Source organism: Flavobacteriales bacterium, from assembly GCA_016699575.1.
Classification (GTDB): Bacteria; Bacteroidota; Bacteroidia; order Flavobacteriales_F; family PHOS-HE28; genus PHOS-HE28.
In genome coordinates this window covers 2,418,605-2,434,637 of sequence record CP064979.1, presented here as the reverse complement: position 1 = coordinate 2,434,637, position 16,033 = coordinate 2,418,605, and the positions used below count along the sequence as shown (strand labels likewise).

Below are 16,033 nucleotides of genomic sequence, written 5' to 3'. Positions count from 1 at the left end.
TCATGGATGGAAAGTTCACTGCCGATCATCGCGCTAGGACCTCAACAACGATCCCCGAGCCGAGCTGGGAAATCTGAAGCGGGGCATCCTCACCTGCCTGCAGATCCTCTAAGCCGACGGTGAAGGTGCATGGGTTGAGCGGGTTGAACATCTCGTTGTCCTGGTAACACAGCGGTGAGCAGAAACACTCATACGTTGTACACGGAGGAGGACCAAGCCAGAATGCACCGCCGAATCGTTCCGTGAACGTGGTGAACCATCCCATCGGAACCGCGAATTGGTACACCTCCAACTCGATCTGCCGGAGCGGAACACCATAGAAGACCACAACCGACGTATCGATAACGTGTAGCGTGTAGTCGGGACATTCAATTCCATCAAGCCAGTTCGGTTGCCAGTGGTCGCCGGGCACCGCATCAAATCGGAAGAGGGTATCCCAAACACCTTCTACTTTGTCCAAGACCATGTCACCCTCCACGCGGGTAATCCACGGCGAATGATAGCCTTCGATCAGTGTGTCGTTACCGAACGACTGCACGAGCTTGTAGTGACGCTCAAGCTTCTGTGCTACAAAACCATCAACGATCGTATCGCCAACATAGGCGACCTCTGTTTGGGCCACTTGCCACGGATTACCGGTATCGAAAAGCCAGCGAGCGCCGGGAGGGCACCATACTTGGGCGTGGGCCGCTGTTATCGTGGCAATGACAAGAGCGATCAGAAGAGTTGTTCTGGAATTACTCATGACGATGTGCAGTGAAAGTTAGGACTATCCAAGTCCAAGAGCCCCCACGCCCACTTCGCGCTGCTTGACGACATTTCGAGACCATTGCGTAGGGGGACTTTCCCCCACCCCGCTTCCGTAGCTTCGCGCGCCCTGCATGGCGGGGCTGCGCGTCATGTCATTCGAGCTCACCAAAAGCCTGTTGGACCGCATCAGAGATGATGTGGCCGAAGGGCGCGACAGCAGTGTGGAGACGCTGCTGAGCGAGTTGCACCCGGCGGACGTTGCGGCCATACTTGACCGGCTGGACGAAGACGAGGCACGGTACATATACAAGCTGCTGGAGCCCGAGACCGCCGCGGAGGTGATGCTCGAGCTGGACGAGGACCGCCGCGAGGAACTGCTGGGGTCGTTGACCTCGAAAGAGATCGCGGAGGACCTGCTGGAACACATCGACAGCGATGATGCGGCCGACGTGATGGCCGAGCTGCCGGTGGAGAAACAGCGCGAGGTGATCGCGCACATCGACGACGAGGAACAGAAGGAGGACATACGGGAACTGCTCACCTACGAAGAGGGCACGGCCGGTTCGCTGATGGCCAAGGAACTCGTGATGGTGCACGACGACCGCACCGTGACCCAGGCCATCTTCGACATGCGGCAACAAGCGCAGGAGGTGGAGCACGTGTACACCGTGTACGTGGTGGACAAGGACGAGCGCTTCGTCGGCCTGCTGCCGTTGAAGGATATCCTGTTCTCCGCCGAAAGCACACGCTCCTTGGTGCGCGACATCTGCCAGAAGGACGTCATCACCATCACAACCGGCGAACCGGCCGAGGAAGCCATCGCCATGATGAAGAAGTACGACCTGGCGGTGCTGCCCGTGGTGGACGATCACGGCAAGCTGCTCGGGCGGATCACGTTCGACGATGTGATGGACGTGATGACGGAAGAAGCCGAGGAGGACTACCAACTGGCCAGTGGTATCAGCGAGGACGTGGACATCACCGACAAGCCGTGGCTGCAGATCCGTGCCCGGCTCCCGTGGCTGCTCATCGGCATCGCGGGCGGCATCCTGAGTTCGCGTGTCATCGGCCTCTACGAGGATGACCTGCGGATCGATCCCACCATGGCGTTCTTCATGCCGCTCATCGCGGCAACGGGCGGCAATGTGGGCGTGCAGAGCTCCGCCATCGTGGTGCAGGGCCTTGCCAGCGGCGACATGGAGAACGTGCGTGTGGGCCATCGTCTGTGGAAGGAATTCAAGGTGGCCATCATGAACGCGGTGATCTGCGCCGGGCTCATCTTCCTGTTGAACCTCGCGCTTCAGCAACCCCAAGCGCTCACCTACACCGTAAGCGCGGCACTCTTCACCGTCATCATCACTGCTGCTCTCTTCGGCACGCTCACACCGCTGGTGATGGACAAGCTGAAGGTGGACCCCGCTCTCGCGACAGGTCCTTTCGTTACCACGGTCAACGACATCTTCGGGCTGCTCACCTACTTCACCGTGGGCCACCTGATGTACGGCCAGTTCCATTGAACATGCGGATCGGCTTTGTCGATAGCGCCCATCCGTTGCTCGCCGAGCAGTTGGTGGCGGCCGGTCACGAATGCACCGCCCTGCACCAGGTGGATGATGCGCACCTGGTTGATGCCCTGGCCGGTCACCAAGGCATCGTAGTGCGAAGCCGGCAGCTCAGTGCCGATCTGCTGCGACAGCTCGGTGATCTGAAGTTCATCGGACGCCTGGGCTCAGGTTTGGAGAACATCGACCGCGACTATTGCAAAAAGGCAGGCATCGCCGTCTTCAACTCGCCGGAGGGCAATCGCGATGGCGTGGCGGAAACCGCGGTGATGCTGCTCCTCATGCTGCTGAAGCACGCTGTCAGGGGCAATGAACAGGCGCACACTGGGCTTTGGCTGCGCGAGGAGAACCGCGGCACCGACCTGGAAGGCAAGACCGTTGGCATCATCGGTTTCGGCCACATGGGCTCGGCGTTCGCGCAGCGGTTGCACGGATTCGATGTACGCGTGATGGCCCACGACAAGTACCTGAAGAACTATGCCACCGCTGGTGTGGAGGAATGCGCGCTGGAACAGCTCCAGGAGGAGTGCGATGCGATCAGTCTTCATCTTCCGCTGACCAAGGAAACAACGCACTTCGTCGATGCTGCGTTCATCGCGCGCATGCGCAAGCCGTTCTGGTTGATCAACACGGCACGCGGTGGTGTGGTGCATACAGCATCCCTTCTCGATGGCCTGGATTCCGGGAAGGTGATCGGTGCCGGCCTCGATGTACTGGAGTTCGAGCGGCCCGACCTGAGCGGGCTTGACCTCGGGCGCGAGCCGCACACGATGAAACGCCTGCTGGGCCATGAGCACGTAGTGATCACACCGCACATTGCTGGGGTGACGCACGAGGGCAAGCGCAAGATGGCCGAGGTTCTGGTTAGGAAGATCCTCGCTTTCGCGGCGGGGTCAGCACCCGAAGCCGCGACCGGTCGGACGGGCCCATAGCCTCCCACGCCCAGCAGCTGGATCGACGTCAGGCCAGGCACCAAGCCCCCCTGCCGGTGCGTTCCTGCATGGCGCCATTGCCCATTATGCAGGTCACTTAACGCAGCTCGTGCGCGCAATGCCGTACTTTGTTCTCCCCTTCCGATGAACCGCTTCCGAACATTCCTCTTCGGCCTGCTGATGGCCCTGTCCTTCGGGGCGCAAGCCACGCATAACCAGGCAGGAGAGATCATTATTTGCCACCTCGGCGGCCTGGAGTACGAGGTCACCATCATCACGCACACGCGCACCAGTTCTCCGGCCGACCGTCCGGAGTTCATTCTCGATTGGGGCGATGGCAGCCCCTTGGACACCATCGCGCGCGACAGCGTGGTCCTGCTCGGCAACGACATCCAGATCAACTATTACACCGATGTGCATACGTACGTGGGGGGTGCCGTGTACACGCTGCAATACGAAGACCCGAACCGCATCGGTGGTGTGGTGAACATCCCCGGGAGCGTCAATATCCCGATCTGCGTGCAAACGGTCATCAACGTCCCGCTAGGTGCCGGAGAGAGCTACGGATGTTCACCCCGCTTCCTCAACTCACCCATCCAGGACGCCTGCATTTTCCAACCGTGGTACCACAACCCCGGGGCGTATGACCCCGATGGCGATAGCCTCAGCTATCAATTGCGTGTGTGCCGTGGTGCCGGATGCGAGGAGATCGACCCGTACTTCTTCCCTGACGAGATCATCCCGGGCCCGGACAACCAGTTCGACATGGACCCGGTCACGGGCACCATCAGTTGGGTGAGCCCGCAGTTGGCCGGTATCTACAACATCGCCTTCATGGTGATCGAGTGGCGCAATGGACAGCCCATCGGTTACGTGGAGCGCGATATGCAGATCTACGTGATCGACCCCTGCAACAACCAGGTGCCTGAACTCACGGCCGTCGATGACACATGCGTGACCGCTGGCACGTTCCTCACCGTTCCTGTGATAGCCTCGGATCCTGACACGGACCAGGATGTCACGATCACCGGCATCGGTGAACCCTTCACCCCCGGCAGCAGCCCAGCACAATTGACCAATGCCGTGACCGGCAATCCGGCAACTGCCAACTTCACTTGGGCCACCGTCTGCGACCACGTGCGCCTGCAACCTTATCAAGTGGTCTTCAATGCGCGCGACAACGGTGAGGCCATGGGCGACCCCGTTGATCTGGAGGACTTCGAAACGATGTTCATCACGGTGGTGGCACCAGCCCCGCAGAACCCCGCCGCCACGCCACAGAGCGATGCCATTCTCTTGAACTGGGACGCAAGCATCTGCAGCAACGCCACCGGCTACAGGGTCTATCGCCGCAGTGGCTCGTACGGTTTTGTGCCGGACAACTGCGAAACGGGCGTACCCGCGTACACGGGCTACACCGAGATCACAAGCAGTTGCATCACAAGCACCAGCCTCCTCGACAACGACCCCAACCTCTTCGTCGGCAACGAGTACTGCTACATGTTGGTGGCGTGTTTCCCGGATGGAGCACAGAGCTACGCGAGCATCGAGTTCTGCGCCATCCTCGAGCAGACCGTGCCCATCATCACTCATGTGAGCGTTGGGGCAACCGATGTCGTGGCTGGTATCGACACCGTGCGCTGGGCCAACGCTTGGGACCTGGACACGCTGCAGCACCCCGGACCGTACTTTTTCAAGTTGTACCGTGGCAATGGCTTCAACGGTGCGAACACGCTGATCCATACATCCATCACATCGGCGTTGTTCCAGAACCCCGATACGACGTTCTTGGACATCAACATCGACACGGAGACCGGTCCGCACGTGTACCGGGTGGAACTCTATGCGGGCGGTGGCAACGATACCATCGGCGACAGCAGCCCGGCCACAAGCATCTTCCTGAGCATTGACCCGAACGACGAACTGCTTAACCTGAGCTGGCAGAGCAGCACACCGTGGGTGAATTCCTTGTATGAGGTGCAGCGCTTCGATGGCACCGACTTCGTGACCATCGGCACCACCCCAACGACGCAGTTCACGGACACGGGCCTGGTGAACGGTGATGAATACTGCTACCGCATCCGCAGCACCGGGGCCTACAGCTTGCCCGATTTCCAGGACATACTGATCAACTACAGCCAGGAGGCTTGCGGCGTGCCAGTGGACCTTACGCCGCCGTGCCCACCAACACTGGTGCTCGACAACGACTGCAATACGCCCCTGAACACGCTAACGTGGAACAACCCCAACAGCACTTGCTCCGACGACTGCGCCACCTACAGCGTCTACTTCAGCCCAACACAGGACGGCGAACTCCTGCTCATCGGCACCATCAGCGGTTGCGAGGACACCACCTTCCAGCACGTCATTGATGGCAGTGTGGCCGGGTGCTATGCCATAACAGCCACGGACAGTGCGGGCAACGAGAGCGCGTTCACCAACATCGTATGCGGCGACAACTGCCCCTACTATGCCCTGCCCAACGTCTTCAGCCCTAACAACGATGGCCAGAACGACCTGTTCGTTCCATTCCCGTGGCGTGGCGTGGAGCGCGTGGACCTGAAGGTGTTCAACCGCTGGGGCATGGTGGTCTTCGCCACCGAAGACCCCGCCGTGAACTGGAACGGTCTGCAAGCCGAACGCAATGAGCCCGTGCCGGATGGTGTGTACTTCGTGACGTGCACGGTGTTCTACCAGCGATTGATCGGCATCGTGCCGGAGCAGATCAACGGTTACGTGCACGTGCTCGGCAGCAACGGCAGCCAGACCAACGGCAACTGATGTTCACAGGTATCGTGGAGGAGGTGGCGACGGTGCATGAGGTGCGCCGGAAAGGCGGCAACTTTGACATCGTTGTATCGGCCCGCATGGCGCATGAGCTGAAGGTGGACCAGAGCGTTGCGCACAATGGCGTTTGCCTGACGGTGGTGGAAGTCAACGGCGCGCACTACAAGGTCACCGCGATCGAAGAGACGCTTCAACGCACCAACCTCGGCTCCCTGCGTTCCGGCGACGGTGTGAACCTCGAACGCTGCCTTCGCCTCGGCGATCGCTTGGATGGGCACATGGTGCAAGGCCATGTGGATACCACCGTGGAATGCACCGGGCGGGAAAACCGGGACGGCAGCTGGTGGTTCACGTTCCATCTTCCGGAGGAGAAGCATTTGTTGGTGCACAAGGGCAGTATCTGTGTCAACGGGGTTTCATTGACCATCGCCGACCTCACCGGCGAGCACTTCAGCGTTGCCATTATCCCCTACACGTACGCGCACACCGCCTTCCATGCGCTGCTGCCGGGCATGCGCGTCAATCTCGAGTTCGACATCCTGGGGAAGTACGTGGAGCGGATGATGGCTAGCGCTTCACCACGCCCAGCGTAATGGTTTCCGCACCGCTTACGAGCTGCACAGTGTAAGCCCCTGCCCGGAGGCGCTCCAAGGGCACCAGCGCGCGGCGATCGTTCACGACCTGCACGACGTCCACAACCGCGCGACCGGTTGCATCCGTTACCCGCACGGTCACATTGCCTTGCATCGAACGACCGACATAAACGGTGGCATCTCCGTCCGTGGGGTTGGGGAACAATAGCGGACGTGCACTACCGAAACTGGCCACCGGCACACGCAGCACGATGCTGCCTGTCCCTTGTACGATCCATAGGTCCGGGTCCAGTTGCACACTGTCCGCCGCCCAAGGGAGCACGAACGAAAACGCCTGCCCACTGAAGGTGTGGTCAAGCACCACGGTAGTATCAGCACCGTTGCTCCAGAAGCGCAACGGCACGGGCATCTCGAAAAAGTCCACGCTCGTGTGGCTGGTCACCTGGTCCAATTGCACCTGAACGGCGTTGCTCCCGTCCTGGCTCCATTGCACAGTATAGGTCGGGTAGCCTTGGCCCACGTACCAGTCTTCCATGAACTCCGTGAGGTCAAGACCGCTGGTAGCCTCAAGGTGCGCTTTGAGATCCGCGGTAAGCGAGGTGCCGAAAGCGAGCGACGGATCGTGCAGGTAATTGTGCACGCCATTGTAGAAGGCCGTGTCGCCGCACACCCACCGCGCCATATGGAGCACCATGGCACCCTTGGCGTAGGTGAGGCGGCCATCGAAGATGCGCGGCACGCTGGCAGTGTCCGTGCACAGCACACTACCGTCCGGCTGGCTGATGACCGTGTTGATCCGGCCGCGTTTGAAGATGGGCCAGTAGAACGGTGCCAGGTATTCATAGCACAAGCCGCTCAGATAGGTGGCGAAGCCTTCGTTCAGCCAGATGTCCTCCCACCGCCCACATGTCACTTTGTTGCCGAACCACTGGTGCGCCAGCTCATGCGCCATCAGCTCGTAGCTCCAGCCCCCCATGCTGGTCATGGTCTGGTGCTCCATGCCGCCGCCCCAGCCGAACTGGGCGTGGCCGTACTTCTCATCGGCGAAGGGGTAGATGCCGAAGAGGTCGCTGAACAATTGGAGCTGGCTACCGATGTCGTCGGTCGTTCCCTGTGCATCAGCCAACGATTCGTTGAAGGTGTAGTTGAGCACTTCCACGGTAGGCCCACCGTTCAGTTGCACTATATCCGAGTACACGGCGTATTCCGCGACGGCCAACGCAATGAGGTAGTAGGCCACAGCGTGCCGATGGCGCCAGTGGTAGGTTGTGAAACCTCCACTGTTCAACTCGCTCACCAGCACACCCTGTCCACCAGCGCGGTAGTTGCTCGGACAGGTCACATACATGTCGATGCTGTCGGCCTTGTCATTGAGGTCGTGTTTGGCGGGCCACCAGTCGCGCGCGCCGTAGGGTTCGCTCAGCGTCCACAGCGCCCATGTGCTGTCCGGACCGTGCTTGGTATGCTCGAAGCTGCCGAACCCGGTACTGGGCGGCACACCGTGATAATGGACCGTGACGCTGTCCACTTCGCCAAGGGCCATGGGCGCCGGCATGGTGATGGAAAGGAGGTCGCCAGCATGCGCGAACGGGAGTTGACCACTTGTATGGGTCACGCTGTCCACCGCGAGACTGTCGCTGAGGTCTAAAACAACTTCCTGCTGTCCGGCGATGGAACAGGCGAAGTAGGTGGTGACGCCGCCTTGGATCGCACGCACTGCCGGATCCACGCTCCAGAGCATCCGGTGGTACTTCACATCGAACCCCCGGGTGGGCGGGCCGCCGCTCTTCGGCAAGATGAAATGTTGACGACAGCCTTCTGCCTCTGCTATGCGGTGGAGCTCCTCCTTGTCGAAGAGCTGCGCATGGGCCGAAGTGGCCATGATCAAGGCAGGAAGAACGAAGTGTCGCACACACAAGAATAGCGAACGGTCCGGCAAATGCGGAAGCAGATGCATCACCACCCCTGGGAGGCAGTCCGTTCCGCGCGACCGGTTCACCGTGTTAACGTTCGCGAAACCTGCCGGGGTAGCTTTGCGCTCCCATGGCCAAGGAGCGCTCCATCGACACCATGACCCCGCGCCAGGTGGCGCTGGTGGCGGCGGCGTTCGTGGCCATTCTGGTCGGCGTGCTGGCCCTGGTGTTGGGCGACCAGCTTGGTCTTGACGTGAGCCCATGGTGGGCATTGCTCCTGGCAGCCGTGGCGTTCGCTGCCGGCTACACCGTGGTGATGGTGGCCTTGGAGCGGTTCATCAATGCGCGCATCCGCCTGCTGTTCCGGATGGTGCACGACCTGAAGACCAACAAAGGCACCACCGGACAAGCCGTTGATATGACCACCGATGTGCTCGGCCAAATGCAGGCCACGGTGGAGGATTGGGCCAAGGAGAAAGGAGCGGAGATCAAGGAGCTGCGCGAGCGGGAACAGTTCCGGCGCGAGTTCATCGGCAACCTGAGCCATGAGCTGAAGACACCGATCTTCAACATCCAAGGCTACGTGCTCACCCTGCTCGATGGCGGCCTGGAAGACCCGAAAGTGAACCGCGACTTCCTCGAACGCGCAGCGCGCAGCACCGACCGCCTCAGCAAGATCGTGGAGGACATGGACATGATCGCCAAGCTGGAAAGCGGTGTGATGGAGATGACCATGGAGCGCGCCGACCTGCACGATCTGGTGAACGAAGAGCTGAAGGACGCCGAGCAACAAGCCACCGCCAAGGGCATCGTCCTGAAGAACGGCCTTGATGGGCCGCTGATGGTGGAATGCGACCCATCGCGCATCGCCCAGGTGTTCATGAACCTGCTGAACAACGCCATCTACTACGGCCGCCCCGGGGGCAACGTAACGGTGAACGCCTACCGGGTGGAGACCGGCCAGGTGGTGGTGGAGGTCGCGGACAACGGTATCGGCATCGCAGCGGAACACCTACCGCGCTTGTTCGAGCGCTTTTATCGCGTGGGTAAGAGCCGCGCGCGCAACGAGGGTGGCAGTGGCCTCGGCCTGGCCATCGTGAAGCACATCATCGACGCACACGACCAGAGCATTGCCGTACGCAGCACCGAGGGCCAAGGAACGGTGTTCACCTTCACGTTGAAGGGCGCCTAACGCACGGCCGCGAGTTTCCCACCGCCAGTTGCATTCAGCCTGAACACGCCCGGCACATCGCTGTTGTTGGCGACCACGAGCAGCGGTGCGCCAGTGGTCTTCAGCAAGGCGAGGTCCTTCACGTTCCCGTTGGCGTAAAAACCGCTCGCCTGGGAAGTCATTGGAATGAAGCCCGCATCGCCCTTGTTGAGCAGCACACAGCCGATGCCAGCGTCGTAACGCGCGGTCTCCACCTCCGCACCCCAATTGTTGCCCGCAGTGATCACGTCCTGCTTGCCGTCGCCATCCACATCGTGAACAATGATGCCGTTGATGGGCGCCACTTGCGCGATGTTAGGGAACGGCTTGAAGGCGAACGTTCCTCCGTTGTTCGTCCAAATCCCGCTGTGCATGAGCGTGGCGGTGAGGTGCAAAGCCGATGAGAGCTTCTCCGCTGAGTAGATGCCTTCCAGGTCGCTGTGCGCGAAGGCATCGTAGGTGGGGAATTTCTCCAGGATCATGGGGCATTGCTGGCTGCTGCATTCGCGCCCGCGCACGGGTAGTTTCTTGCCGTCCTTCTCCTTGCTCAGTACGATGTCGCTGCGGCCGTTGCCGTCAAAATCGGCCCAGTACACATGCAGCGGATGCTCCTTGTCCGCTTTGAACTTGCTGTTCCAGCCAAGGTTGCCCGTCACCAGGTCGTTGTCGCCATCGCCGTCCATATCGGCTACGGCCAAGCTGCTCCACCAGCCATTGCTGCCCGTGAAGCCAAGCTCTTCCGTTGCATTGAAGAAGACGCCCTGCGTGTTGCGGAACACGGACACCGGCATCCACTCGCCCACCAGCACAAGGTCCAGGTCCTTGTCACCGTCCATATCTGCGAATTCACAATCCGTCACCATGCCCGGTCCCATCAGTACGTTCCCGCTCATCTCCGTGATGTCCGTGAAGCGGCCGTCATCGTTGCGGAGCAAGTAGCTGCGCGGCGCGAAGGGATAGTGCGCGGGTGTCTGCCTTCCCCCGATGAACAGGTCGGGATCGCCATCGCGGTCCACGTCGCCAGCGCAAGCGCGCTGGGCACTGGTGGCCATGGGCGGCAACGCGTCAGGCGCATATGTGAAGGTTCCTTTGCCGTCGTTGGTATACAACCGTTGCAGGAAGAACTCGCCCAGCACATCGTGCTCGTTGCTGCCGCTCAGCACCAGCAGATCGTTGTCGCCATCGCCATCGGCATCGAAGAACAATGAACCCATGTCCTCCATGGCAGCGTGCGCGCTCCAGGGTTGTGCAGAAGCCTTCACGAAGTTCCCATCGCGACGCTGCAAGTAGAGCGCGCCGCTTTGTCCGTGACCACCGCCGATGAAAAGGTCGTCCAAGCCATCGCCATTGGCATCGCCACTGCCGAGCATCGGACCGAGGATGCTCATTTGATGCGGCAGCAGCACCTCCAGTTTGAAGTCGTCGTAGGGCGGGTCTTCGTGCCGGAAGTCGAGGCCGATGGAGGCGGGGTCCAACGACCTGCCAACAGTATTGGTGCCTTCCGAAGCTAGTGGCCCCCCGGTGATCATTTCCCGACCATCATCATGGATGATCAACGAAGTATCGAATGCTTGGTTGTGCAGGAAGAGTGATCGACCATCAGGCCAAACGACCTCGATCTTCCACACCCCCTTCGCTTCACCCAGCCCGAAGTGCAGCACCGGTTCCACACAGCTCTGGTAGCCGCGCACAGGATAGAGTTCTTGGTATTGCGCACCGAGGTCGGTCTTCACCGTCACCTTGGCACCAAAGGCCGAGCGCCCCGGCAAGGCGTTCAGCTTCACCCGCAACCAATGCCGCTCGGAGTGCTGTTGGGTAGCGGTGTTCTCGTACAGCGAAGCGGGCGCGTCGATGTTGTTGATCAACACATCCAGATCGCCATCGTTGTCCAGGTCGGCATAGGCCGCGCCGTTGCTGTTGACCGGCTCGGTGAAGCCCCACTTCTCGCTGACGTTCTCGAAGGTGAGGTCGCCTTTGTTGCGGTAGAGGAAATTGCGCAGCTTGTTGCTGGGCACCAGTTCGAGCAGGTCGGCGGTGTGTTTCTGCCGTGCGGTGTCCACGTACGTTTCGAACTTCCGCACGAAGTCGTTGTTGCGCATGTCGCGCTTGAAGCCGTTGGTCACCACCAGGTCCTTCCAACCGTCGTTGTCCAGGTCGCACAACAGGGGCGCCCAGCTCCAATCGGTGCGCGCCATGCCCGCCATCTGGCCCACTTCGCTGAAGGTGATGCCGCTGTATCCACCGAACGGCGCGCCCGGCGGCGTGCAGCCCGGCGGCAGCGGCCCGTTGTTCAGGTGCAGCGTGTTCAGCATGTACTGGAAGCCCATGCCGCCGCGCACGTTGTTCCAGAACTTGGCGGGGCTCATGCTGGCCATGTTCGTCTTGTTGCGCACGTGGTCCTCGGCGGTCATGTCCAGTACCACGATGTCGGCCCAGCCGTCGTTGTTGTAATCGGCTGCATCGGTGCCCATGCCGAAGTTGCTCATGTGCCCCGTGCGCGCCTGCACCTGCTCCAGGAAGCGGCCGTTGCCCTGGTTCATGTACATCAGGTCGGGGATGTCGTAGTCGTTGGCCACGTACAGGTCGGGCTTGCCGTCGTGGTCCAGGTCGCTCACGCTCACGCCCAGGCTGTATGCGAACGTTTGCATCCCGTCTTCGTAGGTGATGTCAGTGAAGGTGCCATGGCCTCCCCCGGCCACTCCGGTGGAGGGGAGAAGGTCGTTGCGGAACAATCGGCTGGTCGGTGCCGTCCGGTTGCGGATGGCGTTCATCGCATCCACGTTGCTCATGCCGCGCTCGTGCAGATGCGGATGGTTCATCACGTACAGGTCGAGGTCGCCATCGCTGTCCATGTCGAAGAACACGGCCTGCGTGCTATGGGTGGTGTCCGCGATGCCGTAGCGCTCAGCCTCTTCGGTGAACGCGGGCACACCCTTGGCGTCCGGACCTTGGTTGATGTAGAGCAGGTTTGTCGTCAGGGCGGGATCGAAGCTTGGCCCACTGCGGCACACGTAGATGTCGAGCAGTCCATCGTTGTTCACGTCGGCCATGCTCACGCCGGTGCGCCAACCGAGCGTGTCCAATGGCAAGGCAGCCCGGGTAACGTCCTCGAACTTCAAGCCTCCCTTGTTCAGGTAGAGCCTGTCGTGCACCTGATTGCCGGTGAAGTACACGTCCTGGAGGCCATCGTTGTTGAGGTCGCCAACGGCCACGCCACCGCCGTTGTACATGTACTGGTAAGTGAAGTAATTGAGATCGCTGGTCTCGGTGATGGCATTGCTGAAGGCGAGCCCGCTTTCCGAGGCGGGCACTGGACGGAGCAGGGGGGCATCCGCTGCGGTATCCTGCTTGGGCTGGTCGGGGCCACCACCACCACAGGCGGCCGCCAACAGTACGGGCAGGGCAAGAAGGAGCGTGACCGGTCGGGCGATGTGCATGGGACGAATGGACGAGTGCCGAGCGCGAAGGTGGTGCGCAGCAGGCCAGGAAACGAGCACTTGGGCGAGAGATCATGTGAATGCCCTGGGAAAGGCTGCCAGCCCGGACCAACCGTACCCCTTCGCCCACCGCTCATGGATCGGACAGGTGCGCCGTATGCAGCATCTTCCATTTTCGCTGCGCAAACAACCACAAGGGGCAACCCGCTCAACGCAAGACCATGGGACAGTTCTTCAAATTCATGTTCGCCAGCATGCTCGGCACCCTCATCATCGGGGTGGTGCTCATCTTCATCTTCATTGTAGCCTTGGTGAGCAGCCTGGCCAGTTTCGGCGACAGCAGTTCGTTCGGTAGCGGCAAACCCACCAAGGTGCAGGACAACAGCATCCTGCACATCACCCTCGATCAGGAGATCGTGGACCGCGGCAGCGATCAGGACATCAACTTCAACTTCGGTCCGTTCAAGGGCAGCGGCAAGCAGGGCTTGAACGACATCCTGGCCAGCATTGAGAAAGCCGCCGATGACGATCGCATCAAGGCCATCTTCCTCGATCTGACCATGGTGCCCGCCGGAATGGCCACCATGCACGAGATCCGTGAGGAGCTGAAGGAATTCAAAGCAGCTAGTGGCAAGCCCGTTGTGGCCTTCGCCGACTACTACACGCAACGCACCTACTACATGGCCAGCGTGGCCGATGAGGTTTACCTGACGCCCCAAGGCGGCCTCGACTTCCGTGGCCTGCGCAGCGAGTACATGTTCTTCAAGGGCATGTTCGAGAAGCTTGATATCGATGTGCAGTTCATCCGTGGCAGCAACAACAAGTTCAAGAGCTTCGGCGAGGTGTTCACCGAAAGCGAGATGAGCGCCGCCAACAGCAAGCAGACCCAAGAGCTCATCGATGGCATTTGGGACACTTACCTGGCCACCGTGGCGCCCGACCGGAAAATGGACGCCGCCAAGCTCGATGGTATCGCCGAGAACCTTCAGGTGCGCCGCGCCGAGGACGCCGTCTCCACAGGTATGATCGACGGTGCCAAGTACCGCGATGAAGTGCTCGTCATCCTGCGCACCAAAGCCGGGCTCGAGGCTGGCAAGGAGATCAACTTCGTTGAGCTGGGCAAGTACAAGAAGGTCTTTGTGAAGCGCAAGGCCACGACCGACAGCACGTCAACCGGCAACGCCAAGGACCGCATTGCCGTGGTGTATGCCGAGGGCGATATCATCGACGGCGAGAGCACCGACGGCAGCATCGGCAGCACCACGCTGAGCGCCGCCATCCGCGAGGCCCGCGAGGACAGCAGCATCAAGGCGCTGGTGCTCCGTGTGAACAGCCCCGGCGGCAGCGGCTTGGCCAGCGACGTCATCTGGCGAGAGGTGGAACTGGCCAAGCAGCGCATGCCCGTAGTGGTGAGCATGGGCGATGTGGCCGCCAGCGGTGGGTACTACATCAGCTGCGGCGCCGACAAGATCTACGCGGAGCCTACCACCATCACCGGCAGCATCGGCGTGTTCGGCATCATCCCCAACATGCAAGGTTTCTTCAACAACAAGCTCGGCATCACCTTCGATGGCGAACAGACCAACAAGTACGCCGGCATGATGACCACCAGCCGCGCGCTCACCGAGGAGGAGAAGCTCATCATCCAAGGCTACGTGGATGACTTCTACAACACCTTCAAGAAGCGCGTGAGCGATGGTCGCACGCGCGCCGGTGTGGCCGCGATGAACGAAGCCATGGTGGACAGCGTGGGCCAAGGCCGCGTATGGACCGGCGTGGCCGCGAAGCAGAACGGCCTGGTGGACGAGCTGGGCGGCCTGGAGGACGCCATCGCCAAGGCGAAGGAACTAGCAGGACTTCCGGCGAGCACCAAGGCCAAGAACTTCCCCGAAGAGGAGGACTTCTTCAAGCAGTTGATGGAGGAACTGAACGTGGAAGCCAAGTCCAGCATGACGAAACAAGTCCTGGGCGACGATGCCGAAACAGCGGCGTTGCTCAAGCGCATTACAGAGGTGAAACGCATGAGCGGTCTGCAGGCACGTATGCCGTTCGAGCTGTCGATCTACTAGCAGCCACCGCGGCCGATCCGCATGGAGCAAGGTCGGCGCGCGTAGTGCGCTTGTTGCGCCGAGGGGCCAATAGCCATTAGCCAATGGCCGTTGGCCCGTCGGCGCAATGCGGTAGGTAGCGGCGCTTCAACGGTTCAGAGTGGCCATGAAGGCTTGAAGCTTCTTCTGCTCGAGTTCAACATCGGCAAGGAGCTCGGTCAATCGGCCTGTGGGCAGCCAGCCGCGCATTTCAACCAGCAGCAGTTGCGTCTGCAGCTCGAAGGCAGAGCCCAGCGCTATCTCTTGAAAGCGGTATTTGTCCTTTTCGCTCCGGCGCGAATTGCCTTCAGCAATGTTGGACGGGATCGAAACCGCAGCAGCCGTCGCTTGGTCCTTCAGCTTCATGGTCGTCTGCCACGGGAGCTCCTCGAACACGGCATACACGCGATCAGCGATGCTCATTCCTAGCTGCCATATCTCAAGTTTCTTGAAGTCCTTCATGAGGTGGTCGTTTTGAACGAAGATGGAACGAAGCGCCATTGGCCGTTAGCTCTTGGCCATTGGCTCCTTTGTGCAAGAAAGTGAACTGCTGCGGACACAAGAGGCCATCTCGCGGTCCCGTCGCTGTGCACTTTGCGCAACCAGCAGTCCCACTTGCGATCCACGTATAACCTCACCGATAGGCAGTACGGGCCAAAAGCCAATGGCCAACAGCACAACTCCGCACCACCTGCCTTCCGCGCACACCCTCACGGATCGCAGTCCAGGCCAAAGGCCAAGAGCCAACGGCAAGAGGCGAAC

General features: G+C 60.7%; 10 protein-coding genes. 6 read left to right on the top strand and 4 right to left on the bottom strand.

All coding sequences use genetic code 11. The features are described from left to right. Positions 1 to 25 precede the first annotated feature (25 nt). Positions 26 to 622 (bottom strand): hypothetical protein, encoded by a 597-nt coding sequence (locus IPJ76_10015; GenBank protein QQR84957.1) that lies wholly within the window; start codon positions 620 to 622, stop codon positions 26 to 28. 277 nt (positions 623 to 899) lie between these two features. Here IPJ76_10015 and mgtE point away from each other — a divergent pair, with 277 nt between their 5' ends. From mgtE to IPJ76_09995, 4 genes are all read left to right on the top strand, one after another. Then, complete coding sequence (gene mgtE / locus IPJ76_10010; protein QQR84956.1) at positions 900 to 2,267, top strand: magnesium transporter; 1,368 nt, start codon at positions 900 to 902, stop codon at positions 2,265 to 2,267. 2 nt (positions 2,268 to 2,269) lie between these two features. Next, on the top strand, positions 2,270 to 3,244 hold the full coding sequence (locus IPJ76_10005; protein ID QQR84955.1) for a hypothetical protein: 975 nt from the start codon (positions 2,270 to 2,272) through the stop codon (positions 3,242 to 3,244). A 144-nt stretch (positions 3,245 to 3,388) separates the two neighbouring features. Beyond that, positions 3,389 to 6,025: a gliding motility-associated C-terminal domain-containing protein gene (locus IPJ76_10000; GenBank protein ID QQR84954.1), complete on the top strand. Its 2,637-nt coding sequence runs from the start codon at positions 3,389 to 3,391 to the stop codon at positions 6,023 to 6,025. Continuing rightward, a complete protein-coding gene (locus tag IPJ76_09995; protein QQR84953.1) occupies positions 6,025 to 6,624 on the top strand; it encodes a riboflavin synthase in 600 nt (199 codons plus the stop codon). Before IPJ76_10000 ends, IPJ76_09995 begins: the two co-directional genes overlap by 1 nt. On the opposite strand, the gene IPJ76_09990 is transcribed toward IPJ76_09995, so the two are convergent. Next, on the bottom strand, positions 6,599 to 8,506 hold the full coding sequence (locus IPJ76_09990) for a T9SS type A sorting domain-containing protein (GenBank protein QQR84952.1): 1,908 nt from the start codon (positions 8,504 to 8,506) through the stop codon (positions 6,599 to 6,601). The genes IPJ76_09995 and IPJ76_09990 overlap by 26 nt on opposite strands. 161 nt (positions 8,507 to 8,667) lie before the next feature. Between IPJ76_09990 and IPJ76_09985 the strand changes: the two genes are divergently transcribed. Continuing rightward, positions 8,668 to 9,729, top strand: a complete 1,062-nt coding sequence (locus IPJ76_09985; GenBank protein ID QQR84951.1) for an ATP-binding protein — start codon at positions 8,668 to 8,670, stop codon at positions 9,727 to 9,729. On the opposite strand, the gene IPJ76_09980 is transcribed toward IPJ76_09985, so the two are convergent. Beyond that, the gene (locus IPJ76_09980; protein QQR84950.1) at positions 9,726 to 13,184 is read right to left on the bottom strand and encodes a VCBS repeat-containing protein; all 3,459 of its coding nucleotides are present in this window, start codon (positions 13,182 to 13,184) and stop codon (positions 9,726 to 9,728) included. The two genes, IPJ76_09985 and IPJ76_09980, sit on opposite strands and share 4 nt — an antisense overlap. A gap of 221 nt (positions 13,185 to 13,405) precedes the next feature. Between IPJ76_09980 and sppA the strand changes: the two genes are divergently transcribed. Further along, positions 13,406 to 15,253, top strand: coding sequence for a signal peptide peptidase SppA (gene sppA / locus IPJ76_09975; protein ID QQR84949.1), 1,848 nt, complete (start codon positions 13,406 to 13,408; stop codon positions 15,251 to 15,253). 126 nt (positions 15,254 to 15,379) lie between these two features. Here the strand turns inward: sppA and IPJ76_09970 are convergent, their stop codons facing one another. After that, positions 15,380 to 15,733 (bottom strand): four helix bundle protein, encoded by a 354-nt coding sequence (locus tag IPJ76_09970; GenBank protein ID QQR84948.1) that lies wholly within the window; start codon positions 15,731 to 15,733, stop codon positions 15,380 to 15,382. Positions 15,734 to 16,033: the final 300 nt, after the last annotated feature.

Excerpts from the sequence above, each read along its gene's own strand:
- mgtE (QQR84956.1), top strand. The coding sequence starts at position 900 with ATGTCATTCGAGCTCACCAAAAGCCTGTTGGACCGCATCAGAGATGAT.
- IPJ76_10005 (QQR84955.1), top strand. The coding sequence starts at position 2,270 with ATGCGGATCGGCTTTGTCGATAGCGCCCATCCGTTGCTCGCCGAGCAG.
- IPJ76_10000 (QQR84954.1), top strand. The coding sequence starts at position 3,389 with ATGAACCGCTTCCGAACATTCCTCTTCGGCCTGCTGATGGCCCTGTCC.
- IPJ76_09995 (QQR84953.1), top strand. The coding sequence starts at position 6,025 with ATGTTCACAGGTATCGTGGAGGAGGTGGCGACGGTGCATGAGGTGCGC.
- IPJ76_09990 (QQR84952.1), bottom strand. The coding sequence starts at position 8,506 with ATGGCCACTTCGGCCCATGCGCAGCTCTTCGACAAGGAGGAGCTCCAC.
- IPJ76_09985 (QQR84951.1), top strand. The coding sequence starts at position 8,668 with ATGGCCAAGGAGCGCTCCATCGACACCATGACCCCGCGCCAGGTGGCG.
- IPJ76_09980 (QQR84950.1), bottom strand. The coding sequence starts at position 13,184 with ATGCACATCGCCCGACCGGTCACGCTCCTTCTTGCCCTGCCCGTACTG.
- sppA (QQR84949.1), top strand. The coding sequence starts at position 13,406 with ATGGGACAGTTCTTCAAATTCATGTTCGCCAGCATGCTCGGCACCCTC.
- IPJ76_09970 (QQR84948.1), bottom strand. The coding sequence starts at position 15,733 with ATGAAGGACTTCAAGAAACTTGAGATATGGCAGCTAGGAATGAGCATC.